This is a genomic window from Microlunatus ginsengisoli (assembly GCF_039537205.1).
Classification (GTDB): Bacteria; Actinomycetota; Actinomycetes; order Propionibacteriales; family Propionibacteriaceae; genus Microlunatus; species Microlunatus ginsengisoli.
This window is the reverse complement of sequence record NZ_BAABAB010000050.1, coordinates 65,465-88,746: the sequence shown is the minus strand read 5'-3', so window position 1 is coordinate 88,746 and position 23,282 is coordinate 65,465. Positions and strand designations below refer to the sequence as shown.

At 70.6% G+C, this 23,282-nt stretch carries 26 protein-coding genes; 18 read left to right on the top strand and 8 right to left on the bottom strand.

What is annotated here, in order from left to right; translation table 11 throughout:
- Positions 1 to 99 precede the first annotated feature (99 nt).
- The 8 genes from ABD747_RS23745 (at position 100) to ABD747_RS23710 (ending at position 8,188) form a co-directional block, all read left to right on the top strand.
- A complete protein-coding gene (locus tag ABD747_RS23745) occupies positions 100 to 1,023 on the top strand; it encodes an ABC transporter permease (RefSeq protein ID WP_344809364.1) in 924 nt (307 codons plus the stop codon).
- A complete protein-coding gene (locus ABD747_RS23740; protein ID WP_344809362.1) occupies positions 1,016 to 2,014 on the top strand; it encodes an ABC transporter permease in 999 nt (332 codons plus the stop codon). The genes ABD747_RS23745 and ABD747_RS23740 overlap by 8 nt, the downstream gene beginning before the upstream one ends.
- A gap of 52 nt (positions 2,015 to 2,066) precedes the next feature.
- Complete coding sequence (locus ABD747_RS23735) at positions 2,067 to 3,224, top strand: ABC transporter ATP-binding protein (RefSeq protein ID WP_344809360.1); 1,158 nt, start codon at positions 2,067 to 2,069, stop codon at positions 3,222 to 3,224.
- Positions 3,221 to 4,225, top strand: a complete 1,005-nt coding sequence (locus ABD747_RS23730) for an ABC transporter ATP-binding protein (protein ID WP_344809358.1) — start codon at positions 3,221 to 3,223, stop codon at positions 4,223 to 4,225. The genes ABD747_RS23735 and ABD747_RS23730 overlap by 4 nt, the downstream gene beginning before the upstream one ends.
- Before the next feature lie 120 nt (positions 4,226 to 4,345).
- Positions 4,346 to 4,669 (top strand): hypothetical protein, encoded by a 324-nt coding sequence (locus ABD747_RS23725; RefSeq protein ID WP_344809356.1) that lies wholly within the window; start codon positions 4,346 to 4,348, stop codon positions 4,667 to 4,669.
- A gap of 79 nt (positions 4,670 to 4,748) precedes the next feature.
- On the top strand, positions 4,749 to 5,666 hold the full coding sequence (gene mshB, locus ABD747_RS23720) for an N-acetyl-1-D-myo-inositol-2-amino-2-deoxy-alpha-D-glucopyranoside deacetylase (protein WP_344809354.1): 918 nt from the start codon (positions 4,749 to 4,751) through the stop codon (positions 5,664 to 5,666).
- A gap of 14 nt (positions 5,667 to 5,680) precedes the next feature.
- Positions 5,681 to 6,241 carry a flavin reductase family protein gene (locus ABD747_RS23715; protein ID WP_344809352.1) on the top strand — a complete coding sequence of 187 codons (561 nt, stop codon included), beginning with the start codon at positions 5,681 to 5,683 and terminating at the stop codon, positions 6,239 to 6,241.
- Positions 6,242 to 6,439: 198 nt separating this feature from the next.
- Positions 6,440 to 8,188: a VanW family protein gene (locus ABD747_RS23710; protein WP_344809350.1), complete on the top strand. Its 1,749-nt coding sequence runs from the start codon at positions 6,440 to 6,442 to the stop codon at positions 8,186 to 8,188.
- Positions 8,189 to 8,231: 43 nt separating this feature from the next.
- On the opposite strand, the gene ABD747_RS23705 is transcribed toward ABD747_RS23710, so the two are convergent.
- Complete coding sequence (locus tag ABD747_RS23705; protein WP_425562578.1) at positions 8,232 to 9,200, bottom strand: GNAT family N-acetyltransferase; 969 nt, start codon at positions 9,198 to 9,200, stop codon at positions 8,232 to 8,234.
- Positions 9,201 to 9,286: 86 nt separating this feature from the next.
- Between ABD747_RS23705 and fdxA the strand changes: the two genes are divergently transcribed.
- Both fdxA and dapC read left to right on the top strand, forming a co-directional pair.
- The gene (gene fdxA, locus ABD747_RS23700) at positions 9,287 to 9,613 is read left to right on the top strand and encodes a ferredoxin (protein WP_344809346.1); all 327 of its coding nucleotides are present in this window, start codon (positions 9,287 to 9,289) and stop codon (positions 9,611 to 9,613) included.
- 15 nt (positions 9,614 to 9,628) lie between these two features.
- Complete coding sequence (dapC, locus tag ABD747_RS23695; RefSeq protein WP_344809344.1) at positions 9,629 to 10,771, top strand: succinyldiaminopimelate transaminase; 1,143 nt, start codon at positions 9,629 to 9,631, stop codon at positions 10,769 to 10,771.
- 186 nt (positions 10,772 to 10,957) lie between these two features.
- Here dapC and ABD747_RS23690 read toward each other — a convergent pair whose 3' ends face one another.
- Entirely contained in the window at positions 10,958 to 11,815 is an 858-nt protein-coding gene (locus tag ABD747_RS23690) for a hypothetical protein (RefSeq protein WP_344809342.1), read from the bottom strand.
- Between the two features lie 9 nt (positions 11,816 to 11,824).
- On the bottom strand, positions 11,825 to 12,766 hold the full coding sequence (gene dapD / locus ABD747_RS23685) for a 2,3,4,5-tetrahydropyridine-2,6-dicarboxylate N-succinyltransferase (RefSeq protein ID WP_344809340.1): 942 nt from the start codon (positions 12,764 to 12,766) through the stop codon (positions 11,825 to 11,827).
- A gap of 299 nt (positions 12,767 to 13,065) precedes the next feature.
- Between dapD and dapE the strand changes: the two genes are divergently transcribed.
- From dapE to ABD747_RS23665, 4 genes are all read left to right on the top strand, one after another.
- Positions 13,066 to 14,136 (top strand): succinyl-diaminopimelate desuccinylase, encoded by a 1,071-nt coding sequence (dapE, locus tag ABD747_RS23680; RefSeq protein WP_344809338.1) that lies wholly within the window; start codon positions 13,066 to 13,068, stop codon positions 14,134 to 14,136.
- A gap of 90 nt (positions 14,137 to 14,226) precedes the next feature.
- Positions 14,227 to 14,967, top strand: a complete 741-nt coding sequence (locus ABD747_RS23675) for an LOG family protein (protein ID WP_425562577.1) — start codon at positions 14,227 to 14,229, stop codon at positions 14,965 to 14,967.
- 34 nt (positions 14,968 to 15,001) lie between these two features.
- On the top strand, positions 15,002 to 15,475 hold the full coding sequence (locus ABD747_RS23670) for a DivIVA domain-containing protein (protein ID WP_344809336.1): 474 nt from the start codon (positions 15,002 to 15,004) through the stop codon (positions 15,473 to 15,475).
- Positions 15,472 to 15,930, top strand: a complete 459-nt coding sequence (locus tag ABD747_RS23665; protein ID WP_344809334.1) for an SRPBCC family protein — start codon at positions 15,472 to 15,474, stop codon at positions 15,928 to 15,930. Before ABD747_RS23670 ends, ABD747_RS23665 begins: the two co-directional genes overlap by 4 nt.
- 17 nt (positions 15,931 to 15,947) lie before the next feature.
- Here ABD747_RS23665 and ABD747_RS23660 read toward each other — a convergent pair whose 3' ends face one another.
- A complete protein-coding gene (locus ABD747_RS23660) occupies positions 15,948 to 16,739 on the bottom strand; it encodes a carbon-nitrogen hydrolase family protein (RefSeq protein ID WP_344809332.1) in 792 nt (263 codons plus the stop codon).
- Between the two features lie 10 nt (positions 16,740 to 16,749).
- Entirely contained in the window at positions 16,750 to 17,544 is a 795-nt protein-coding gene (locus ABD747_RS23655; RefSeq protein ID WP_344809330.1) for an enoyl-CoA hydratase/isomerase family protein, read from the bottom strand.
- A 211-nt stretch (positions 17,545 to 17,755) separates the two neighbouring features.
- Here ABD747_RS23655 and ABD747_RS23650 point away from each other — a divergent pair, with 211 nt between their 5' ends.
- Both ABD747_RS23650 and ABD747_RS23645 read left to right on the top strand, forming a co-directional pair.
- Complete coding sequence (locus ABD747_RS23650; protein ID WP_344809328.1) at positions 17,756 to 17,923, top strand: DUF3117 domain-containing protein; 168 nt, start codon at positions 17,756 to 17,758, stop codon at positions 17,921 to 17,923.
- A 101-nt stretch (positions 17,924 to 18,024) separates the two neighbouring features.
- The gene (locus tag ABD747_RS23645; protein WP_344809325.1) at positions 18,025 to 18,498 is read left to right on the top strand and encodes a YbaK/EbsC family protein; all 474 of its coding nucleotides are present in this window, start codon (positions 18,025 to 18,027) and stop codon (positions 18,496 to 18,498) included.
- A gap of 19 nt (positions 18,499 to 18,517) precedes the next feature.
- Here ABD747_RS23645 and ABD747_RS23640 read toward each other — a convergent pair whose 3' ends face one another.
- Complete coding sequence (locus ABD747_RS23640; RefSeq protein WP_344809323.1) at positions 18,518 to 19,174, bottom strand: phosphoribosyltransferase; 657 nt, start codon at positions 19,172 to 19,174, stop codon at positions 18,518 to 18,520.
- 75 nt (positions 19,175 to 19,249) lie between these two features.
- On the bottom strand, positions 19,250 to 20,464 hold the full coding sequence (glgA, locus tag ABD747_RS23635; RefSeq protein WP_344809321.1) for a glycogen synthase: 1,215 nt from the start codon (positions 20,462 to 20,464) through the stop codon (positions 19,250 to 19,252).
- Positions 20,465 to 20,577: 113 nt separating this feature from the next.
- On the opposite strand from glgA, the gene glgC reads away from it, so the two are divergent.
- On the top strand, positions 20,578 to 21,801 hold the full coding sequence (glgC, locus tag ABD747_RS23630) for a glucose-1-phosphate adenylyltransferase (protein ID WP_344809319.1): 1,224 nt from the start codon (positions 20,578 to 20,580) through the stop codon (positions 21,799 to 21,801).
- Positions 21,802 to 22,124: 323 nt separating this feature from the next.
- On the top strand, positions 22,125 to 22,697 hold the full coding sequence (locus ABD747_RS23625) for a hypothetical protein (RefSeq protein WP_344809317.1): 573 nt from the start codon (positions 22,125 to 22,127) through the stop codon (positions 22,695 to 22,697).
- Positions 22,698 to 22,729: 32 nt separating this feature from the next.
- Here the strand turns inward: ABD747_RS23625 and ABD747_RS23620 are convergent, their stop codons facing one another.
- Positions 22,730 to 23,122, bottom strand: a complete 393-nt coding sequence (locus ABD747_RS23620) for a VOC family protein (RefSeq protein WP_344809315.1) — start codon at positions 23,120 to 23,122, stop codon at positions 22,730 to 22,732.
- Positions 23,123 to 23,282: the final 160 nt, after the last annotated feature.

The window sequence follows — 23,282 nt, the reverse complement described above, 5'->3', positions numbered from 1 at the left end:
GACACTATGTTGAGCACTAGCTGCTAGTGCATCACCGGGATCCGGGTGCCGGGCGACTTCCCCGTCGCCGCCCTAGGTGGTGCGGGAGAGGAGTGGCGAATGGGCACGTACATCCTGCGCCGGCTGTTGCAGATGATTCCCGTCATCCTCGGCGTGACGTTCCTCATCTTCGTGATGGTGTACGGCTTGCCGGGCGATCCGACCATCGGCCGCTGCGGCGAGCGACCATGTCCGCCGGCATACGTGGAGAAGTTCCGCGAGGAGCACAATCTGGACAAGCCGCTCCTGGTGCAGTACGTGCTGTACCTCGGCGCGATCCTGCACGGCGATCTCGGTACGACCTACACCGGACGGTCCGTGGCCCACGAGCTGGCGATTCGCTGGCCGACCACGATCAAGCTGGCCCTGATGGCGATCGTCATCGAGATCATCATCGGCATCTCCGCCGGCGTGCTGGCCGGCATGCGCAAGGGCAAGTTCATCGACTCGCTGGTGACGATCAGCACGCTGGTCCTGATCTCGATCCCGATCTTCGTGATCGGCAGCCTGGCGCAGCTGATCTTCGGCGTGAAGCTCGGCTGGTTCCCGGTCACCTCGACCAGTGGGACGTTCTATCAACTCGTCATGCCAGCGTTCGTGCTGGCATCGATATCCATCGCCTACGTGGCTCGACTGATGCGCACGAACCTGGTGGAGAACCTCCGGGCCGACTACGTCCGCACGGCTCGCGCCAAAGGCCTGTCGAACGGGCGCACCGTCGGTGTCCACACGATGCGGAACTCGCTGATCCCGGTGATCACCTACATCGGTGTGGACCTCGGTGCGTTGATGGGCGGCGCGATCATCACCGAGCGGATCTTCAATGTCAACGGAGTCGGCAACTTCCTCTACCGCGGCATCTTGACCAAGGACGGCTCGATCGTGACCGGGACGATCACCATGCTGGTCCTGGTCTTCTTGCTCGCGAACCTCATCGTCGACGTGCTGTACGGCGTCCTGGACCCGAGGATCTCCAATGACTGAGCGCGACGAGGACTACGCGAACGCACGCACCGACGTGGCCGACTCGGTCATCGACCCGATCCAGCTGGATGCCGCCAGCGGTCCCGAAGGGGTCATCCCGGCGAAGGAGCCGAGGCAGGGGTCCCGATCGTTGTGGGCCGACGCGTGGCGAGAGCTCCGGCACCGGCCGATGTTCTGGATCTCGTTCGCGTTGATCGTCTTCTTCATGGCCATGGCGGTGTTCCCGCAGCTGTTCACCAGCAAGGACCCGACGTACGCCAACCTGGAGTTCGCGCGGCAGCCGCCGTCGGCCGATGCCTGGTTCGGTTACGACGCCCAGGGCGCCGACGTGTACGCGCTGACGATCTACGGCGCGCGCGCCTCGATCAGCGTCGGGATCCTGGCGACGGTCTTCTCGATGGTCTTTGGCGTGCTCGTCGGCATCATCGCCGGCTATCGCGGCGGTTGGCTGGACTCCTTGCTGGGCAGGGTCGGTGAGGTCTTCTTGGCCATCCCGTTGCTGCTGGGCGGGATCTTGTTCCTGTACACGTTCCCGATCCAGATCGACACGCCGTTCGCGGTCGCCGTCAGCAAGGTCGCCTTCGTGATCGCGTTGCTGGCCTGGCCGCTGATCGCCCGGCTGATGCGGTCCAGCGTGCTCCAGGTGAAACCGAACGACTACGTCCAGGCCGCCCGGGCACTGGGCGGCTCGCCGATGCGGATCATCCGGTCGCACATCCTGCCGAACTCGCTGGCGTCGGTGATCGTGGTGTCCACGATCAACCTGGGTGTGTTCATCGCCGTGGAGGCCAGCCTGTCCTTCCTCGGCATCGGGCTGCAGCCGCCGATCATCTCCTGGGGCAGCCAGATCTCCGAGGCGTCCGGGATCGGTCTGGTGCAGACCGCGCCGCACATGCTGATCTTCCCGAGCATCTTCTTGTCCCTGACGGTGCTTGCGTTCATCATGCTGGGCGACGTGGTCCGCGATGCCCTCGACCCGAGGCTGCGATGAGCCGCCGCGCGATGACCCGTTCCATGATCGCCCGAGCGATGGGAGAACCGCAGTGAGCTCCGATGTCGAGGTCCTCGGCACCCGCGGCGATTGGCAGCCGACCGACGGCCTGCTGCTCGAGGTGGACAACCTGCAGGTCGAGTTCCGCACCCGCGACGGCGTCGCCAAGGCGATCAACGGCGTCACCTTCGACCTGCACGAAGGCGAGACGCTCGCCATCCTGGGCGAGTCGGGGTCCGGCAAGTCGGTCACCGCCCAGGCGATCATGGGCATCCTGGACTCCCCGCCCGGCTTCATCACCGGCGGTGAGCTGCGCTACTGCGGCAAGAACATGCTGGCGATGCCCGAGGAGCAGCGCCGGCGGATCCGCGGCCCGGAGATCTCGATGGTCTTCCAGGACGCGCTGAGCGCGCTGAACCCGGTGTTCACGGTGGGCTGGCAGATCGGCGAGATGTTCCGCAAGCACCGCGGGATGAACAAGACCGACGCGCAGGCCGAGGCGGTCAAGCTGATGCAGCGGGTGCAGATCCCCGGTGCCGCCCAGCGGGTCAAGGCCTATCCGCACCAGTTCTCCGGCGGCATGCGGCAGCGGATCATGATCGCCATGGCGATCGCGCTGGATCCGGCCGTGTTGATCGCGGACGAGCCCACCACGGCGCTGGACGTGACCGTCCAGGCTCAGATCATGCAGCTGCTCCAAGAGCTCCAGGAGGAGCGCAAGATGGGGCTGATCCTGATCACCCACGACCTCGGCGTGGTGGCCGACGTGGCCGACCGGATCGCGGTGATGTATGCCGGCCGGATCGTGGAGCAGTCGGAGATCTACGAGCTGTATCGCAAGCCCGCGCATCCCTACACCAAGGGTCTGCTCGACTCGATTCCGCGGCTGGACCAGAAGGGCCAGGAGCTGGCAGCCATCGGCGGGCTGCCGCCGAACCTGACCCGGATCCCGCCGGGCTGCGCCTTCAACCCGCGCTGCCGCTATGCCCAGGACGTCTGCCGGGAGGATCCGCCGCCGCCGTTGCGCGAGGTGCTGCACGGACGGCTGTCCGCCTGCCACTTCTCCGAGCTGCTGCTGGCGGACAGCCCGGAGCTGGAGGTCACCCAGACCGCGGACGCCGTCGAGGCCGCGCTGGAGTTCGGGCCGGACGCCGCGCCGGGCGTCGACATCGATCAGACGACGGGCTTCGAGCCGGAGGCGCACGCATGAGCGGCGAGGTGATTCTCAAGGCCGAAGGCCTGGTCAAGCACTATCCGATCAAGGCCGGTGTGATGCGCCGGACAGTCGGCCACGTGAAGGCGCTGGACGGCGTCTCGTTCGAGCTCTACAAGGGCGAGACCCTCGGCATCGTCGGCGAGTCCGGCTGTGGCAAGTCGACCCTCGGCCGGATGCTGATGCGGCTGGAGGAGCCGACCGCCGGCAAGCTCACCTTCGACGGCGTCGACGTCTACAGCCAGAAGGGCGGCGCGATGCGCCGGCTGCGTCGCGACATCCAGATCGTCTTCCAGGATCCCTACACGTCGCTGAATCCCCGCAAGACGGTCGGCGACATCGTCGGCGAGCCGTTCGAGATCCATTCCGACGTGGTGCCCAAGGGTGGCCGGCGCAAGCGGGTGCAAGAGCTGCTCGATCTGGTCGGGCTCAATCCGGAGCACATCAACCGCTATCCGCACCAGTTCTCCGGTGGCCAGCGGCAGCGGATCGGGATCGCCCGCGGGGTGGCGCTGAATCCCAAGGTGATCATCTGCGACGAGCCGGTCTCGGCGCTGGACGTCTCGGTGCAGGCTCAGGTGGTGAACCTGCTGGAGAAGCTGCAAGACGAGCTCGGTCTGGCGTACGTGTTCATCGCGCATGACCTCTCGGTGGTCCGGCACATCTCCGACCGGGTCGGCGTGATGTATCTCGGCAAGATGGTCGAGTTGGGCGACGAGGACCAGATCTACGGCCGCCCGACTCATCCGTATACGCAGGCGCTGCTGTCGGCGGTGCCGGTGCCCGATCCGACGCTGCGGGACGTCCGCGAGCAGATCGTGCTGACCGGGGACGTACCGAGCCCGGCGAACCCGCCCAGCGGATGCCGGTTCCACACGCGCTGCTGGAAGGCGCAGGAGATCTGCAGCACCGACGACCCGGCGCTGGAGCTGCGTCCCGACGGCCGTTCCGAGCATCTGTCGGCCTGCCACTTCGCCGAGGCTCGGGCAGTGGTCTGAGCCGGCCCCGGCCCGATCCCGTAGAGTGGGGGTTCTGGCCGGGGATGTCGTTCGCGATCGTGTCTCGACGCGTGCGACAGCAGTTCGGGGACAACTGACGTCTCTGCGAAAGGCCCGATGATGACCGGTACTCCTGCTCCGATCCGCCTGCTCGAGCACAACCTGATCGATGTCTGCGATCTGCTCGACGCCACGTTCAGCTTGGACGGAACGCGGGTGGCGTTCGTCCGGCGGCGCGCCGGTGGCCGGGACGAGTGGCGCGGAGACCTCGGTGACTGGCTGGTCCCGGACGGTCCCGGCTGGCGAGTCCTCCCGGACGCGGAATTCGGCCGGACCCTCGCGGCGGGCGCCGAGTCACCGGCCGGGCACGGAGCAGCGACCGACCCGGCGCGGCCGCTGTCGTCGGGCCAGCCGGCGGCCGGCCGGGACGTGCTGGCCTCCTGACCTCCGTCCGGCTCTTCACGCGTCCGAGCGGGCGCGCTGGTGACCCAGGACCCTCCGGCGCGGTCCTAGGCTGTCCTGCGTGACCGACGCCCGCCACGACCGACCCAGCCGCCGGCTGATGCTGGTCCATGCCCATCCCGATGACGAGTGCCTCAACAACGGCGCGACGATGGCCCGCTACGTGTCCGAGGGGGCGGCCGTCACGCTGGTCACCTGCACGCTGGGCGAGGAGGGCGAGGTGCTGGTGCCCGACCTGAGCCATCTCGCCGCCGAGCACGACGACAAGCTGGGTGCGCACCGGTTGCAGGAGCTGACCGAGGCGATGGGCATCCTCGGCGTCACCGACTTCGTCCGGCTCGGCGGCGACGGCCGCTACCGCGACTCCGGGATGGCGTACGACGATCGCGGCCACGCCGTCGCGCGGGATGTGCTGCGACCGGGGATCTTCTGGACCGCCGACCTGCTGGAGGCCGCGAACGAGCTGGTGGTGCTGATCAGGGACCGCCGCCCGCAGGTGCTGATCACCTACAACGAGCACGGGAACTACGGCCATCCCGACCACGTCCAGGCGCACCGGGTGGCCATGTACGGCTACCTGCTGGCGGCCGCGCCGTCGTACCGCCCCGACCTGGGCGACCCGTGGCGGATCGACCGCGTGCTGTGGACGACGATGAGCCGCAGCCGCGCGCTCGCCCAGGCGGAGCAGGCGAAGGGCACGCAGTACGAGAATTGGGGCGAGGCGATCAAGGAGGGCGGTCCGATGGAGTCGGCCTTCGCCGACGACGGCGCCATCGCCGCCGCGATCGACGGTACGGCCTGGGTGCGGCAGAAGCTGGACGCCTTGCAGGCCCACGCGACCCAGGTGAACACCCAGATGTTCGCGCTCGGTGATGCCCTCGGCGAGACCATGTGGTCGCAAGAGTTCTACCGGCTGGCCGCCGGCACCGGGTATCCGACCGACGGGTGGGCCGACGATCTGTTCGCCGGCCTGGCCTGACGGATCCGGTGCCGATGGACGACCCCTCGAACGGTTGGGCCCGCGCCGCGAGCACGGGTCCGGCGGGCGCGATCTCGGACCCTGCTGGCGGTGTGGACCCTGATGCACTGCGGCACGCGATGTCGCAGTTCGCAGCCGGCGTCACGGTGGCGACCGCGCTGCTCGACGGCGTGGCCCACGCGCTGACCGCGACGGCGTTCTCGTCGGTGTCGCTGACCCCGCCGCTGTGCCTGCTCTGCGTCGGCAAGACCAGCCGGTTCCACGCCGCGATCCTCGGCGCCGGAACGTGGGCCGTCTCGGTGCTGTCGGCGGACCAAGAGCCGCTGGCCCGGCACTTCGCCCACAAGGGCCGCGACCTGCTGACCCAGTTCGACGGCGTGCCGCATCGGCCCGCGCCGATCTCGGCCGCCCCGCTGCTGCTCGGCGCGATCACCTGGCTGGACTGCCGGACGTACGCCGTGCACGACGCCGGAGACCACACGATCGTGCTCGGCGAGGTGGAGTGGGTCGCCGACGCCGAGGTCGGGGCGGCACCGCTCACGTACCATCGGGGCACGTACCACCGCTTGACCTGAGGCCGCCGCCTCAGGTCGGCCGACGACCACTGACCCCTGCCAGCGAGGCCAGCAGCCGTGACCAGCAGCCCAATCGATCCGCCGCCGACGTCGCCCGAGCCCGGGACGCCCGCGCTCGAGCCCGAGAAGCGCGCGCCCGAGAAAGCCGAGCCCGAGACCCGCGCGCCCATGACAGGCGAGCCCGAGACCCGCGCGCCCATGACAGTCGAGCTCGAGACCCTGGCGGTCGGTCCGGTCGACGGACCGGGACAGCGTCGCCGCGCCGGCCGGATCGTCGGCATCGCCGTGGGCGCCGCCCTGGTGGCCCTCGGCGCGGCCTACGCCGTCGGATACGCGCTGGCCGGTGACCGGCTGCCGAAGCACGCGACCGTCGAAGGCGTCGCGGTCGGTGGTCTCGACCCTGCGACGGCGACCGAGACCCTCCGGACCGCGCTGCAGCCCCGGGCCACCGCCCCGATCCCGCTCGAGATCGCCGGCGAGAAGGCGGAGCTCGAGCCGGCCGCGGCCGGGCTGGCGATCGACTATCCGGCCAGCGTCGCGGCGGCGGGCGGCGCCCGCAGCGTCGATCCGCGGACGATCTATCGGGTGCTCACCGGCGGCAGCGAGACGCCGGCGATCAGGATCGTGGACGACGCCGTGCTGGCCGCCGCCGTCGGGAAGCTGGCCGCCGACCACGATCGGGCGCCGGAGAACGCGACCTTGGCGTACGAGGGGCGCACGGTCGTCACCGAGGACGGCAAGCAGGGCGTGTCGGTGGACGCGGACGGGGCGGCGGCCGCGATCGTCGACGCCTACCCGTCCGCGGCGGTGGTCCCGGTGCCCGCCACCGTGACCGACCCCGAGATCACCACCGCCGCGGTCGCGGTCGCGGTCCGTGACCTGGCCCGGCCGGCGGTTGCCGCACCGATCGTGGTTCGCGCCGGCGGTGCGGGCTCGTTCGAGATCGGTCCGTCGGTGATCGCGTCCGCGCTCAGCTTCGAGCCGACCGACGGGGCGCTCGCGCCGGTGCTGGACGCGAAGCGGCTCCGCAAGGCGCTGGACGACGACATCGCCCGGCTGCGGCTGTCCGACCATCGCAACGCCACCGTCCGGCTGGTGAAGGGCAAGCCTGCGGTGATCCCGTCCAGCGACGGTACCGACATCGCCACACGGGACCTGGCCGCGGCGGTCCGCCCCGCGCTGAGCAAGCCGAAGGGGGAGCGCACGGTCAGCGTGAAGCTGTCCGGCGCGCCGGCCGAGTTCACCACCGACGACGCCCGGAAGTTGAAGATCACCGAGGTGACCGGGAAGTTCACGACGTACTTCCCGTACGCGTACTACCGCAACGTGAACATCGCCCGGGCTGCGGAGAAGATCGACGGCACCGTGCTCAAGCCGGGGGAGACGTTCTCACTGAACAAGATCGTCGGCGAGCGGACCACGGCGAACGGTTTCGTCGAGGGCTACATCATCTCCGGCGGCAAGTTCAAGAAGGAGCTCGGCGGCGGCGTCTCGCAGAGCGCCACGACGACGTTCAACGCGATGTTCTTCGCCGGGCTCCAAGATGTCCGGCACCAGCCGCACACGCTCTACATCGACCGCTATCCGGCCGGCCGCGAGGCCACCGTCGCCTGGCCGAACCTGGACCTGAGGTTCCGCAACAACACCGACTACGGCGTGCTGGTGCAGGCGTACGTGAAGAAGGGCACGCCGACCCGCAAGGGCTCGATCACGGTGAAGATGTGGTCGACGAAGACCTGGGACAAGGTGTCGTCCAGTGCCCTGGTCCGCTCGAACTACACCACCGGTCGCGACCTCACCGACCGCTCGGCCTCGTGCGAGCCGCAGGCTCCAGTGCAGGGCTTCACGGTGCGCTACAGCCGGCTGTTCTACCGCGACGGCACGGTGGTCCGGCGCGAACCGTTCCGCTGGACGTACGCCCCGACCGACCGCATCATCTGCCGCTGACCCGCCCGCCCGCACGGCGTGGCGCGACGTCGCACGGCGGGGGTCAGGCCGGGGTGAGGTAGCGGTAGCTGTGGTGGCGGCGGAAGCCGAGCCGCTCGTACGCCTGGATCGCACCGGAGTTCGCGGCGGCGACCTGCAGGTAGGCATAGCGCGCGCCGCGGCGGGCGGCCCAGTGGCCCAGCGAGCGCATCATCGCGGTGGCCAGGCCCCGCCGGCGGTGTTCCGGCGCGGTCCAGATCGAGGCGAGACCGAGCCAGGCGCCGCTGACGTGGCCGCGGGCGATCGCGGTGAGCTCCGGCTCGCCGGCGGAGGCGAAAGCGCGCGGCGGGTTCCCGGCCAGGATGGCCCGCAGCACGGCCGGGTGGGCGTCGTTCGGCCTGCTCCGGTGGTACGCGGCCAGCCAGGCCGGTTCGAACTCCTCCGTCACCCGTACGTCCGCGGCCGGCGGCTCGCTGCCGAGGAAGTCCGCCAGCCGGGTCACCATCACGTCGGTGGCGACATAGGTTTCCGACCAGCCGAGAGTCGTCAGCTCCCGGTCCGGGTCGGAGCCGACGATCACCTGGGCGCGCGGCTCGATGCCGTGCGCCGCGGACCACTCCCGGATCGCCGCCGCCGACTGCGCGATCGGCCGGCCGGGGTCGCCGACCGCCAGGCACGAGTTCGCCCGGCCGGTGAACCCGCCGCCGGCCCGGAGCACCCACTCGCCGAGCGGCTCGTGCTCGGCCAGCCAGCCGGGCAGCGCGTGCCGCTCGAGCTCCTCGGCCGGGACCCGGCGTGGGTCGGGGCCGCCCGGCGCGGCGGGTGCCCGCCGGGCGAGGACGACCGATCGCGGGTCGATCGTCACGGTGGAGGTCGCGTCGACCCGGACCCGCAGCGTGGGTGCCAGCGCTTCGATCCAGCCGATCAGGTCGGTGGCCGATCCGTCGGGCAGCCGGGCGCGGATCACCCACCGCTGCCCCGGCCGGGCGCGGTCGAGCCCCGACCCACTCGAACCCGGGTGATCGCCGTCCACTGGATGAGGTGCCTTCGTGTGAGAGGTTGGGAAGCGCGATACTAGATGAGGTTGCGAACAACCTGGAGGAGTGGAGGAGAACGACCGTGACGTACGTCATTGCCCAGCCCTGTGTTGATCTCAAGGATCGGGCGTGCGTGGAGGAGTGTCCGGTCGACTGCATCTACGAGGGCAAGCGGATGCTGTATATCCACCCCGACGAGTGCGTCGACTGCGGTGCCTGCGAGCCCGTCTGCCCGGTGGAGGCGATCTTCTACGAGGACGACACCCCCGATGAGTGGAAGGAGTACTACAACGCGAATGTGGGCTTCTTCGACGATCTCGGGTCTCCCGGAGGCGCCCAGAAGTACGGCGTGATCGACAAGGACCACCCGCTGATCGAGGCGCTTCCCCCGCAGGAGCACGACGAGTGATCACGTCGCCGCGGCATGGCGCCTGACCTGAGCACGACGGAGCTGAGCACGCGGGCCGACCGGATCCGGCTGGCCGACGCGCTTCCCGACTTCCCGTGGGACACGCTCGCCGCAGCGAAGGCTCGCGCCGGTGCCCATCCCGGCGGGCTCGTGGATCTGTCGGTCGGCACCCCGGTCGATCCGACCCCGCAGCTCGGGATCGATGCCCTGGTCGCGGCGGCGAACAGCCCGGGCTATCCGCTGACCTCGGGCACCGGAGCGCTCCGGGAGGCGATGGCGGGGTATCTGACGCGTCGCTGGGGCGCGGTCGGGTTGACCGCCGAGCAGACCCTGCCGTCGATCGGCAGCAAGGAACTGGTGGCCTGGCTGCCGACCCTGCTGGGACTCGGGCCGGGCGATCTCGTGGTGTTCCCGACCTGCGCCTATCCGACGTACGAGGTGGGAGCCCGGATCGCCGGCTGCACTCCGGTGCCGTGCGACGACCTGGAGACTCTGGGCGACCGGCGGCCCGCGCTGGTCTGGCTGAACTCGCCGTCCAACCCGACCGGCCAGATCCTGGCCTCGGCGGAGCTGGCTCGGCGGGTCGCCTGGGCGCGCGAGCGGGGCGCGCTGGTCGCGTCGGACGAGTGCTACGGCGAGTTCGGCTGGGAGGCCGAGCCGGTTTCGGTCCTGCATCCGAGCATCTGCGGCGGAGACCACGACGGGCTGCTGGCGGTGCACTCGCTGTCCAAGCGGTCGAACCTGGCCGGCTACCGGGCGGGCTTCGTCGCCGGCGACGCGCGGGTGGTGGCCGACCTGCTGGCCGTTCGCAAGCACGCCGGGATGATCATGCCGCGGCCGGTGCAGGAGGCGATGGTCGCGCTGCTCGGCGACCAGGACCATGTCGGGGTCCAGCGGCAGCGCTATCTGGCCCGCCGCGCGCTGCTGAGGCCGGCGCTGGAGTCGGCGGGGTTCACCATCGAGCACTCGGAGGGCTCGCTCTATCTGTGGGCGACCCGTGGCGAGCCCGGCCGCGCGTCGGTGGACTTCCTCGCGACGTACGGCATCCTGGCCGCGCCGGGAGACTTCTACGGCGAGGCCGCGGCGTCGTACGTCCGGGTCGCCCTGACCGCCACCGACGAGCGCGTCTCCGCCGCCGCCGACCGCCTCACCGCCTGACCGCCTGAGGCCAGGTCCGCCCTACCCGCCCCGGGAGACCGCGCGCACTCCCGAACCGGAAACTGTGCAGATCCGGCAATTCTGAAGCGATTCAGACTGCCGCTTCCGCACACTTTCCGGGAAGGGTGGGCGCGGGAGGGCTGGGGAGGGCCCGGGAGGGCCGGGGCGGGGTGGGGCGGGGCCGGCTCAGCGGACGGTGATCCGTACCTCGGTCTTGCCGATCGGGTCGTCGGCGGCGGTCCAGTCCGGGAGGTTGAAGGCGTCCGTACGCCATTGCCGGGCGGCGACGACGACCTCCACGGTGCCGTACATCCGAGAGTTGGCGATCGCGAAGCTCCCGTAGGCCCAGGCGTGCTCGGCGCTGTCGGCCGTGACCGTCAAGATCGCGGCCGTCCGTTCCAGCTCGAGCTTGCCGAACGTCCTGGTCAACGCCGCCGCCAGCGCCGCGGGCTTGCCCGGATTGCCCTCGCGTTCGAGGCAGCTGAAGCCGCCCGGCGAGTGGCCGGTGAGGGCGCTGGCCACGTTGCGGGCATCGGCCTCGTGATCGCGGCAGGCCTCCGGGTAGGCGCTGCGCTGGACCGCCTGGGCTACCTCGGTGATGTCGCGGGTCGACCAGTTCTTCACCTTCAGCAGCGCGTTGTAGAACTTGTTCGCGGCGTAGTACGGGTCCATCAGCTGCTTCTCGGTGCCCCAACCCTGGGACGGACGCTGCTGGAACAGCCCGACCGAGTCGCGGTCGCCGTAGTCGAGATTGCGGATCCCGGTCTCCTGATAGGCGGTGGCCAGCGCGATCGTCGCGGCCCGCGGCGGCAGGTCACGCCGCACCGAGACGCCGACGATGATCGAGGCGTAGTGCGCCTGGTCCAGCGACAGGGCGGTCGAGCTGCCGTTCGCGGTCGCCACGCAGCGCTGCTGGCCCGGCGTCGGCGGGGCGACCCCGCGATCGCGCAGGATCCCGTACACCGCCAGCACCGCGATGCCGAGCAACAAGAAGGCGGTGACCAGGACCCCGATCGCCCGTGCATTGCCCCCGGTGCGCGCCACAGGGACTGGCTAGTTCGAGTGCAGGGCGGCGTTCAGCTCGACTCCCTTGCCCTGCCGGCGGCGGACCTCGATGGTGCCGGTGACCGAGTTGCGGATGAACAGCAGGCCGTTCTGGCCGGACAGCTCCAGCGCCTTGACCACCGCGCCGCCCGGCAGGGTGACCTTGGTGCCTGCGGTGACGTAGAGCCCGGCCTCGACGATGCAGTCGTCGCCGAGGGCGATGCCGATGCCGGCGTTCGCGCCGAGCAGACAGCGCTCGCCGATCGAGATCACCTGCTTGCCGCCGCCGGAGAGGGTCCCCATGATCGACGCGCCGCCGCCGACGTCGGAGTCGCGGCCCACGACCACACCGGCGGAGATCCGGCCCTCGACCATGGACGTACCGAGCGTGCCCGCGTTGTAGTTCACGAAGCCCTCGTGCATGACGGTGGTGCCCTCGGCCAGGTGCGCGCCCAGCCGGACCCGGTCGGCGTCGGCGATCCGGACACCGGCGGGGAGCACGTAGTCCACCATCCGCGGGAACTTGTCGATGCCGTACACCGCGACCGGACCGCGGGCCGCGCGGAGCTTGGTGCGCACGGTCTCGAACCCCTCGACCGCACAGGGTCCGGCGGAGGTCCAGACGACATTGCTGAGCGCCCCGAAGATGCCGTCCAGGTTGACCGTGCGCGGCTGCACGAGACGGTGACTCAGCAGGTGCAGACGCAGGTAGGCGTCGGCGGTGCTGATCGGCGGGGCGTCCAAGTCGATCACGGTCCGGACCAGCTCGACCCGCACCTGCCGGATCGGATCCTCACCGGTCGCCTCGGCCAGCTCGGCGGGCGGCTCGCCCGGGTCGGCGTCGAGCAGCGGATAGGGGAAGTACGTGTCCAGCACCTGGCCGGTGGTGTGGATCGTGGCGAGTCCCCAGCCGGAGGCGGGGCGAGCGGCGGACGGCGTCGCGTCGGACATGGCAGAAACCCTAGCGGCCCGGGCAACCCGCGGCGGACCACCGAGCTGCTCCGAGGAACTCGGATCCCTGCTGCCGGTTCGGATCCCCTACACCGGATCCGAACCGCAACAGGGGATCCGAACCGCACCAGGGGATCCGGGGCGCACCAGGGGATCCGGCGCGTGACGGGGGATCCGGTGATCCGACGGGAACTCGGATCCCTTCTGCCGGTTTGGATCCGCTGCAGGGGATCCAAACCGCTACAGGGGATCCGAGTTGGGTGGGCAGGGCCGGGCGGCCGGCCCGTAGGGTGAGCGGCATGGTGCTGGATCTCGAAGGCGACCTGGTCGCGTTGCTGCGTACGCTCGTCGATCTGGAGTCCGTCAGCGGCAACGAGAAGGCGATCGCGGACGCGGTCGAGGAGGCCCTGCGCCGGTACGACCACCTCGAGGTCGAGCGCGATGCGGACCTGGTGATGGCCCGGACCAACCTGGGCCGGGACGAGCGGATCGTCATTGCCGGCCACCTGGACACGGTGCCGGTGGCGGGCAATTTGCCGTCGTGGACCACCGGCGAGGGCGACGACCTGCTGATCTGGGGGCGGGGCAGCTGCGACATGAAGGGCGGCGTGGCCGTCCAGCTCGCCGCAGCGGCGCGGCTGGCCGAGCCGAACCGCGACATCACCTGGATCTTCTACGACAACGAGGAGATCGCGGAGGAGTTCAACGGCCTGGCCCGGGTCGCCCGCAGCCACCCCGACTGGCTGTCCGGGTCGTTCGCCGTGCTCGGCGAGCCGTCGAATGCGGGGATCGAGGGCGGCTGCCAGGGCACGCTGCGGGTCCGGATCACGCTGACCGGTCGCGCCGCGCACTCGGCCCGCGCCTGGATGGGCGACAACGCGATCCATGCCGCGGCGCCGCTGCTGACCCGGCTGTTGGCGTACGAACCGCGCCAGATCGTCGTCGACGGGCTGACCTATCGCGAGGGTCTGAACGCGGTGAAGATCGAGGGCGGGATCGCCGGGAACGTGATTCCCGACCGGTGCGTGGTCGAGCTGAACTACCGGTTCGCCCCGGACAAGTCGGTCGAGCAGGCCGTGGCCTACCTCCGCGACGACGTGCTGGCCGGTTTCGAGCTGGAGGTGGTCGACGCCGCGGCCGGGGCCCGCCCGGGCCTGGACCAGCCGGCAGCGGCCGCGTTCGTCGCCGCGGTGGGAGCGGCGCCGAGCGCGAAGTTCGGTTGGACCGATGTGGCCCGGTTCGCCGCGATGGGCGTCCCGGCGGTGAACTTCGGTCCCGGCAACCCGAGCAAGGCGCACGCGGACGACGAGTTCTGCCCGGCGGCGGAGCTGACCAGCTGCTACGAGGCGCTGGTCCGCTGGCTGTCGTAAAGCCCTCGACAAGCTCAGGGCCCGTCGGACTGCGGCCTCGGGTACGCGCCCTGAGCCCGTCGAAGGGCACGCGTCGCCTACCGTGGGCGGGTGAGCAAGAAGCCACCGCAGGACCGGCGCCGAGCCGGGGCCGTGCTGCGCAGCCCGGAGCTCGACGGGGCGACGACCACCGACCAGCGCCTGCTGGACAGCCGCGGCCCGACCGACTGGGTGCATACCGATCCGTGGCGGGTGCTGCGGATCCAGTCCGAGTTCGTGGAGGGCTTCGGCACGCTGAGCGAGCTCGGGCCGGCGGTGGCGTTCTTCGGCTCGGCACGGGTCCGTCCGGGGCATCGTTGGTACGCGTCCGCCGAGCAGCTGTCCGGCGCGATCAGCCGGGCCGGGTTCGCGGTGATCACCGGCGGCGGCCCGGGAATGATGGAGGCGGCCAACAAGGGTGCTTCGGAGGCCGGCGGGATCTCGGTCGGATTGGGCATCGAGCTCCCGTTCGAGAGCGGGCTGAACCCGTATGTGAACCTCGGCATCAACTTCCGCTACTTCTTCGCCCGCAAGACGATGTTCGTGAAGTACGCCCAGGGTTTCGTCGTGCTGCCCGGCGGTTTCGGCACCCTGGACGAGCTGTTCGAGGCGCTCACCCTGGTGCAGACCAAGAAGGTGACCTCGTTCCCGGTCGTGCTCTACGACAGCTCGTACTGGACCGGGATGCTCGCCTGGCTGCGCGACGCCATGCTGGCTGAGGGCTTCATCAACCAGGCAGACCTCGACGGCCTGATCGTCAGCGACGACCCGGACGAGGTCGTCGCCCTGATGGCGGCATCGCGGACGACCTGAGCGCTCGGCCCGGCCGCCGACCTAGGATCGGGACATGGAGTGGTTCATCGCCGTGGTGATCGTCGCCGCACTCGGTGTGGCGGCGGTCGCGGCGGCAGGTGGCCTCGGCGGGATGGCGAAGGAACCGGTGCGCGACGTGTATCGACAAGACCTCCCCGACGACCGCCGGCTTGCCGCGGCCGACATCAACGGGCTGCGGTTCGGCACCGCACTGCGCGGCTATGCGATGGACCAGGTCGACGACATCCTCGACCGGCTCTCCCGTGAGATCGCCGAGCGGGACGACCTGATCGCCCGGTTGCGGGGCGATCAGCCGGCTGTCGCCGTCCCGCTCGACGACACTGTCGGGCGCGCCGGTGAGCACGCTGTCGAGCCGCCGGTCGACCTGCCGACGCGCGGGACGGCGACCGGCGCACGCTGGGAGCGCGCGAGGTCCGGCGACCCCGAGCCGTCCGCCGAGATCGACCCGGCGCTCCGGTCCGACGAGGTCGCCACGGACTACCGGTGACGGTGCGACTGGCGGTGTCGGCCGCGGTGCGCGCCGATCCCGGTCGGGTCTGGAGCGAGCTCACCGACTGGGCCGGGCAGTCGCGCTGGATCCCGTTCACCACGGTTCGGGCCGCGGGTGCGACCACCGGCATCGGCGTGCGGGTCACCGCCTTGTCCGGATTCTGGCTCGCGCGGCTTCCCGTCGGCCTGCTCGATCGGTTCATCGTGACCGACTGGCGACCGCCGGACGACGAGCCCGGCCGGCTCGAAGTGCTCCACCTCGGCCCGTACTTCACCGGACCCGGAGTGTTCACCGTCGTTCCGGGCGACGGCGCGACCAGGATCGAGTGCGTCGAGCTGTTCGACCTGCCCGCCGGCAGGATCACGGAGGTGCCGGTGCGGCTGTTGCTGCCGGTGATGCGACGTGGATTCGGCGAGAGCCTGCGCCGGCTGGCCGCGATCTGCGAGTCCTGATCGACCCCTCGACCGGGTCAGAGCCGCCGGTTCGCCAAGACCGGCAGCGTGGCCCGGGCGGACGTGACGACCGCCGGGTCGATGTCGGCCAGCAACAGCCCGGGTTCGGCACCTAGCTCGGCGATCACGACGCCGGTGGGGGACACCGCGACGCTGTGACCGATGCCGGTCGGTGCGGAACCCCCCACCGGCACCCCGGCCGAGGCCGGGTCCGCCTGCGCCGCCGCCACCACGTACGTCGTGCTGTCCAGCGCCCGCGCGCGGGTGAGCACCCGCCACTGCTCCAGCTTTCCCGGTCCGGCGCCCCACGAGGTCGGCAGCACGACGACCTGTGCACCCCGGTCGGCCAGCTGGGTGAACAGGTTCGGAAAACGTACGTCGTAGCAGGTCGCGAACCCCACCTCGACACCGGCGACGGTCAGCACCAGCAGCGCCTCGCCCGGCGCGACGGTGTCGGACTCGGCGAACCCGAACGCGTCGAACAGGTGGATCTTGTCGTACCGGTCCTCGACCCCGCGGCCGACGACGTACACCGTGTTGGTCACCCGGCCGTCGGGCGTCGGGGTGAACATGCCGACCGCGACGACCACGTCGTGCTCGGCGGCGATGGCGGCGACGCCACGGGCCCAGGGACCGTCGAGCGGCTCGGCGATCTCGGTCAGAGAGCGTCCGAAGCAGCGCATGGTGGCCTCCGGGAACACCACCAGGTCGGCACCGGCGCGCGCTGCCTCCGCGGTGCCGGACGCGACCTGCGCCAGGTTCTGCGCCGGATCTGCCGAGCTCAGCAGCTGGACCGCCGCAACGCGCATCGTCGCCTCCTCACGCTCCGGTGAACGTCGGGCGCTGCTTGGCCAGGAACGCCTCCACGGCCCGCCGATGGTCCGCCGAGCTGCCGGTCCGCTTCATCATCTCCGACTCGAACGCCAGCGACTCTGCCAGCGGTCGGGTCGCGGCGTAGCTCACCGCCGCACGGATGGAGGCGTACGCCAGGGTCGGGCCGGCGGCCAGTGCGGCCGCCACCGTGCGCACTCGGTCGGTGAACCGATCGTCGGCCACTACCTCGGTCGCGATCCCGAGCTGCAGCGCCTCGTCGGCGGAGATGGTGCGCGGGTTGAACAGCAGATCCAGCGCGCGGGTGGTCCCGACCAGCCGGGGCAGGGTCCAGGAGCAGCCCGTGTCGCAGGACAGCGCGATGTTGGCGAACGCGAGGTTGAAGCCGGCCGAGGCCGCGACGATCCGGATGTCGGCGAGGAATGCGATCGACGCGCCGGCTCCGGCGGCGACGCCGTTCAGCGCGGCGACGACCGGTTTGTCGATGGTGTGCAGCGCCAGCGCGATCGGGTTGTAGTGCTCCGGCACCGTCGCCCAGAGCTCGTCCGGGGTGCCGGTCTGCAGTCCTGTCACATGCTCCTTCAGGTCCTGGCCGACACTGAACGCGCGACCCGTCCCGGTCAGCACGACGCAGCGGACGGACGGGTCGGCGCCGGTCTCTGACAGGGCGCCGAGTAGCTCGGTCTTGGTGGCCAGGTCGATCGAGTTCATCGCCTCCGGGCGAGCGAAGGTGATGGTCGCGACGCCGTCTACGACGTCGGTGAGCACGGCCGGCCCGGTCACGGCCGGGTCGTTTCGGGGTCGCGAGCGAGCGCAGACGAGGCCAGCACGGTCATGTCAGCGACTGTAGTGCCGGTCGGCCCGCAGCGGGCAAGGTCGCCCCGACCCGGATGTGATGGTGGCCCGGATGTGGTGCTGGTTGGCGCGTACGGAATAATTGACGACGCAACTGCGGCCTTGCGAGGTCGAGTCGATACACACAGAAGGGTGCACGATGGCTGCGATGAAGCCGCGGACCGGAGACGGCCCGATGGAGGTCACCAAGGAAGGCCGAGGGATCGTCATGCGGGTGCCGCTCGAAGGCGGCGGCAGGCTCGTGGTCGAGCTCAACGCCGACGAGGCGGCTGAGCTGGCCGGCGCCCTCAAGGAAGTCGTCGGCTGAGTCCACCATAGATCGGTACGTCCGCGAGGACCCCGCCCGCACCCGCGGCGGGGTCCTTTCCCTTGTCCTGAAGGAAAGCGCGTGATACGGAGAGGACTGTGATGGGCGCTCGACACCCCAGCTGCGACGCGGTCGATGCGGCGTTGGCGGCCGCGGACGTGCCCGGTCGGGTGCGGATTCTGCCCGATGCGGCGCCGACGGCCCAGGCCGCGGCCGATCAGCTCGGCTGCCCGGTCGGGGCGATCGCCAACTCGTTGATCTTCACCACCGGCGACGGCGAGCCGTTGTTGATCATGACCAGCGGTGCGCACCGGGTGGACACCGCGCTGCTCGGGCAGGCGCTCGGCACCACGGTGAAGCGGGCGAGCGCGGACGCGGCCCGGCAGGCGACCGGGCAGCCGATCGGCGGCGTCGCTCCGGTCGCCCATCCGGCGCCGCTCCGGACGTTGGTCGACCGCGACCTGGCGGCGTACGACGAGCTCTGGGCCGCGGGCGGCATCCCGCACGCGGTCTTCCCGATCAGCTTCGACGACCTGGTCCGGATCACCTCCGGCACCGTCGTCTCCGTGGCCTGACGCACCCGGCGGGGCCGATTCAGGGCCGGAAGGGAGCCAGGGCGGCGGCGACCTCGGCGTCGCTGACCTGGTCGAAGTCGTCGTACCAACCGCTGACGGCGGCGAAGCCGCGCGGGGCGAGCGGGCAGACCACCAGGTCCGCCGCCCGGGACAGCGCGCGGACGGCCTGCGGGCTGCCGACCGGCACCGCGAGCACGACCCGCTCGGGATCGAGCGATCGGGCCGCGCTCACCGATGCCAGGGCCGTCATCCCGGTCGCCAGCCCGTCGTCGACCAGGATCACCGTGCGCCCGCTCGCCTCGACCGGCAGCTCGCCGTACCGCGCGGCCCGAGCGCTCAGCCGGGATCCCTCCTCCCGACGTACGCGTTCGAAGGTCGCGTCGTCGACCCGCGCGTCGGCGATCACCGCCTCGTTGCGGACGAGTTCGGTCCGGTCGCCGATCCGGGCCAGCGCCCCCATCGCCAGCTCGGGCCGGCCGGGCACCCCGAGCTTGCGGACGATCATCAACCCGAGTGTTCCGCCGAGCCGCTGCACGATCGGGATCGCCACCGGGACGCCGCCACGGGGGAGCGCCAGCACGACGCACGGCGTGCTCTCACGGAGCGCCTCGGCCACCGCGTCGGCGAGCACGAGGCCGGCCTCGGTCCGATCGCGGTAGCGCTCGCGGCTCCGCACTCTGAGCCACCTCCTCGGGTGCCGACGGCCCGTCGACAGAGCCCGTCCTGAGGGTGTCGACGTGCGCGGCGAGTGCTAGGAGCCGTGTACCTCGATCGCCGTCCGGTAGACGTCCACCGTCTCGGCCGCGATCTTCGCCCAGTCGAACTCGTCGATGCAGCGCTGCCGGCCGGCCAGCCCGAACGCCGTCGCCTTCTCCGGATCCGCGGTCAGCGAGTTGATCTTGGCCGCGAGATCGGCCTCGAACGCGGCGACGAACGCCGGATCGTCGGCCTGGGCCGGGTCGTAGGGCACCAGGTAGCCGGTCTCGCCGTCGACGACCACTTCGGGGATACCGCCGACCGCGGACGCCACCACGGCGGTCTCGCAGGCCATCGCCTCCAGGTTCACGATGCCGAGCGGCTCGTAGACCGACGGGCAGGCGAACACGGTGGCGTGCGAGAGCACCTGACGTACCTGTGCCCGAGGCAGCATCTGCTCGATCCAGACCACGTTGCCGCGGGCGGCCTGGACGTGGGCGAACGCGTCGCCGATCTGCCTGGCGATCTCGGGCGTGTCGGGGGCACCCGCCAGCAGCACCAGCTGGGTCTCGGGGTCGAGCTGCTCGGCCGCGCGGACCAGGTGGATCAGGCCCTTCTGCCGGGTGATCCGGCCGACGAAGACCACCGACGGCGCGTCCGGGTCGATGCCGAGGTCACCGAGGAAGTTGGTCTCGGGGTCCGGCTTGAACTCGCCGGTGTCGATCCCGTTGCGGACCACGTGCACCTTGGCCGGATCGAGGTTGGTGTAAGAGTCCAGGGTGTCTCGGCGCATCCCGGCGCTCACCGCGATCACCGCGTCGGCGCCTTCGAACGCGGTCTGCTCGGCCCACGACGACAGCTTGTAGCCGCCGCCGAGCTGCTCGGCCTTCCACGGGCGGTGCGGCTCCAGGGAGTGGGCGCTGACCACGTGCGGGATGTCGTGCATCAACCCGGTCAGATGGCCGGCGAGGTTGGCGTACCAGGTGTGGGAGTGCACCAGCGCCACGTCGTCGGGCACCGCGGCGGTCATCGACAGGTCGGCGCCGAACACCCGCAGCGCCGGGTTGGCGCCGGGCGGGAAGTCCTCCGCGTGGGCGGTCGCACCCTCGCGAGGCTCGCCCATGCACTGCACGTCTACGTCGATGAGCTTGCGCAGCTGCGGGACCAGCTGGGCCACGTGGACCCCGGCACCGCCGTAGATCGTCGGTGGGTACTCCCGGGTCAGCAGGGAGATCTTGAGCCGGTTCGCCTCGGTGCCTGGGTCTGCCATGGGGCCGATCGTGTCACAGCCGCACTCTGCGCCGTAAGGTCCCCGGAGCCGTCGATCGGCGTTCACCCGACCCCCCTTGTCGGCCGAATCGGCGAGCACCTAGGTTTTGGGACGTGGTATCGCGTCCGAAGGTGCTCGCAATCGTCCTCGCCGGTGGCGAAGGCAAGCGGCTGATGCCGCTGACCGCCGACCGTGCGAAGCCGGCCGTCCCGTTCGGCGGGACGTACCGGTTGATCGACTTCGTGCTGTCCAATCTGGTCAACGGCGGGCTGCGGCAGATTGCCGTGCTCACCCAGTACAAGTCGCACTCGCTCGACAAACACATCTCCGTCACCTGGCGGATGTCGACGCTGCTGGGCAACTACGTCACGCCGGTGCCCGCCCAGCAGCGGCTCGGCCCGCGTTGGTACCAGGGCAGCGCCGACGCCATCTTCCAGTCGCTCAACCTGATCAACGACGAGCGGCCCGACCACATCGTGGTCTTCGGCGCGGACAACATCTATCGGATGGACGTCTCGCAGATGGTCGATGCCCACATCGACGGTGGGCTGAGCGCGACCATCGCCGGCATCCGAGTTCCGCGCAGCCAGGCCACCGAGTTCGGCGTGATCGACGCCGGCGCGGACCACAAGATCAAGGAATTCCTGGAGAAGCCGGCCGATCCGCCGGGCCTGCCGGACGATCCCGAGGCCAGCTATGCCTCCATGGGCAACTACATCTTCAGCACCGATGCCCTGATCGACGCCCTGCAGAGCGACGCCGACGACGCCGACTCCCGGCACGACATGGGTGGGAACATCATCCCGTCGTTCGTCAGCCAGGGTGAGGCGCAGGTCTACGACTTCACCCAGAACCAGGTGCCGGGATCGACCGGCCGGGAGCAGGCGTACTGGCGTGACGTCGGGACGATCGACGCGTTCCACGAGGCGCACATGGATCTGGTCTCGGTGGACCCGGTGTTCAACCTCTACAACGACGAGTGGCCGATCTGGACCTATCCGGTGCAGATGCCGGGCGCCAAGTTCACCCTGCGCGGCCTCGCGCTGGACTCGATCGTCAGCTCGGGCTGCATCATCTCCGGCGGAGCGATCGAGCGCTCGGTGCTGTCGCCCAACGTCCGGGTGCACGAGGGTGCGCGGGTGGACAACTCGGTGCTGTTCTCGAACGCGGTGATCGGCCGGAACGCGGTGATCCACAAGGCCATCCTCGACAAGGGCGTGGTGGTCGAGGAGGGCGCGCAGATCGGTGTCGACCCCGAGGCCGACCGGGCTCGTGGTTTCTCCGTCTCCGAGGGCGGCATCACGACGGTCGGAAAGGGCACCCGCGTCCGGCGCTGAGCCGCCCGCGGCCGTACGGGTCGCCGGAGGCAGCGCCTAGATAGCACTCGTGAGCCTGCACCGGCGTCTGTCGGCACCCTCGCTCGAGGCCCGCGTGTCGCGAATCGACTTCACGCCGATCGGAGAGCGGTTTTCCGAGGTTGCTTTCGCCGCGCGCGGTCGATCCGCGACGCGGCTCGGTCCGTAGCCTGGACCGGAGAACGCACAGGTCGAGCGGTCCGCCAGCTGACCCCAGAGCTGGCGGGGGCGGTGGTCGACCGTCTGCCCGGGGCGAGTAAGACTGGAGGGAGCTGGAATCAGTGCCTGCCGACCGAGGAGAACACGTGGATCAATTGGCCGACCTCGAGGCGCAGCTCCAGCGGTGGTCGGTGCCGAGCGATGTGCGCGATGCCTTGCGCAGCGCCGTCGACGCGGTGGCCCGCCAGGGCGTCGATCTGGTCGGTGAGGCCGGAGACGACCGGCTGTCCGTGGGCGTCCGCGACAAGCCGGTCGCGGTCTCCTTCTCCTCCTCCCGCGTCTCCGTCGCCCTGGAGCCGGTCGATGCCGAGCGCGCCCACCGCGCGGACTCGGCGATCGGGCTGGACAAGGTCGACCAGAGCAGCTGGGTCGTGCACTGTCGTTACGGCCGGCTCGACTCGTCCCGCCTGAACTCGATGGCCGCCCTGATGGTCAAGGCGTTGCGACGCTTCGCGCCGGCGCCGGCGCCGGCAGCGCGAGCGGTTGCGCCGCGCAGCCCTCGGAAGCGGGCCGCCAAGGCAGCCACGGCGCCGTCGCCACGGACCGCCGCCGCCCGCCAGGAGGAGCGCCGCGAGGCCGCCGCTGCAGCGATCCCACGCTGTCCGGTGCCGGGCTGCAACCTTCCGATGGTCGGCGGCTCCTGCGGCTTCCACGACTGACCCCGACGTACGCCCTGGCGGATCTAGCGGGCTCAGCCCCAGTTCGCCGCGTTGGTCAGGCAGAACGGATGACCGGCCGGATCGATCAGCACCCGCCAGGTCTCGCCGGGCTGCGGGTCGGCCAGGGTCGCGCCGAGTTCGAGACACCGGGACTCGGCCGCGGCGATGTCGTCGACCGCCAGGTCCAGGTGGTACTGCTTGCTGCCGTTCGGGTTCGGCCATGCCGGCGGCTGGTAGTCCGGGACGCGGCCGAAGCCCAGCGCCGGCCCGCCTGAGCCATCGACGAGCATCACCGCGTTCTCGTCGCTGTAGGCCACGTCCAAACCCAGGAACTCGGCGTAGAAGCTCGAGACCGGGCCGGGGTCGGCGCAGTCCAGGGTAACCATCTTCACGATGCCTGTCGGTTGATCTGCTGCGGTGCTCATCCCACTCCTCCATCGGATCTTCGCCCCCAAGCCTGGCCGAACAGACGACGCCGGGCTTGGAGAAAGCCGCCAGGGCCCCGGTCGATGGCCTTCCGGGCGCAGTGGCATCGCCCAGTAAGGCTTCTCGCCGCCACTCCGCACCTCGGAAGGCGACTCCGCA

Coding starts and splice junctions, on each gene's coding strand:
- ABD747_RS23745 (WP_344809364.1), top strand. CDS start 100: ATGGGCACGTACATCCTGCGCCGGCTGTTGCAGATGATTCCCGTCATC.
- ABD747_RS23740 (WP_344809362.1), top strand. CDS start 1,016: ATGACTGAGCGCGACGAGGACTACGCGAACGCACGCACCGACGTGGCC.
- ABD747_RS23730 (WP_344809358.1), top strand. CDS start 3,221: ATGAGCGGCGAGGTGATTCTCAAGGCCGAAGGCCTGGTCAAGCACTAT.
- ABD747_RS23725 (WP_344809356.1), top strand. CDS start 4,346: ATGACCGGTACTCCTGCTCCGATCCGCCTGCTCGAGCACAACCTGATC.
- ABD747_RS23715 (WP_344809352.1), top strand. CDS start 5,681: ATGGACGACCCCTCGAACGGTTGGGCCCGCGCCGCGAGCACGGGTCCG.
- ABD747_RS23710 (WP_344809350.1), top strand. CDS start 6,440: ATGACAGTCGAGCTCGAGACCCTGGCGGTCGGTCCGGTCGACGGACCG.
- dapC (WP_344809344.1), top strand. CDS start 9,629: ATGGCGCCTGACCTGAGCACGACGGAGCTGAGCACGCGGGCCGACCGG.
- dapD (WP_344809340.1), bottom strand. CDS start 12,766: ATGTCCGACGCGACGCCGTCCGCCGCTCGCCCCGCCTCCGGCTGGGGA.
- dapE (WP_344809338.1), top strand. CDS start 13,066: ATGGTGCTGGATCTCGAAGGCGACCTGGTCGCGTTGCTGCGTACGCTC.
- ABD747_RS23670 (WP_344809336.1), top strand. CDS start 15,002: ATGGAGTGGTTCATCGCCGTGGTGATCGTCGCCGCACTCGGTGTGGCG.
- ABD747_RS23660 (WP_344809332.1), bottom strand. CDS start 16,739: ATGCGCGTTGCGGCGGTCCAGCTGCTGAGCTCGGCAGATCCGGCGCAG.
- ABD747_RS23650 (WP_344809328.1), top strand. CDS start 17,756: ATGGCTGCGATGAAGCCGCGGACCGGAGACGGCCCGATGGAGGTCACC.
- ABD747_RS23645 (WP_344809325.1), top strand. CDS start 18,025: ATGGGCGCTCGACACCCCAGCTGCGACGCGGTCGATGCGGCGTTGGCG.
- glgA (WP_344809321.1), bottom strand. CDS start 20,464: ATGGCAGACCCAGGCACCGAGGCGAACCGGCTCAAGATCTCCCTGCTG.
- ABD747_RS23620 (WP_344809315.1), bottom strand. CDS start 23,122: ATGAGCACCGCAGCAGATCAACCGACAGGCATCGTGAAGATGGTTACC.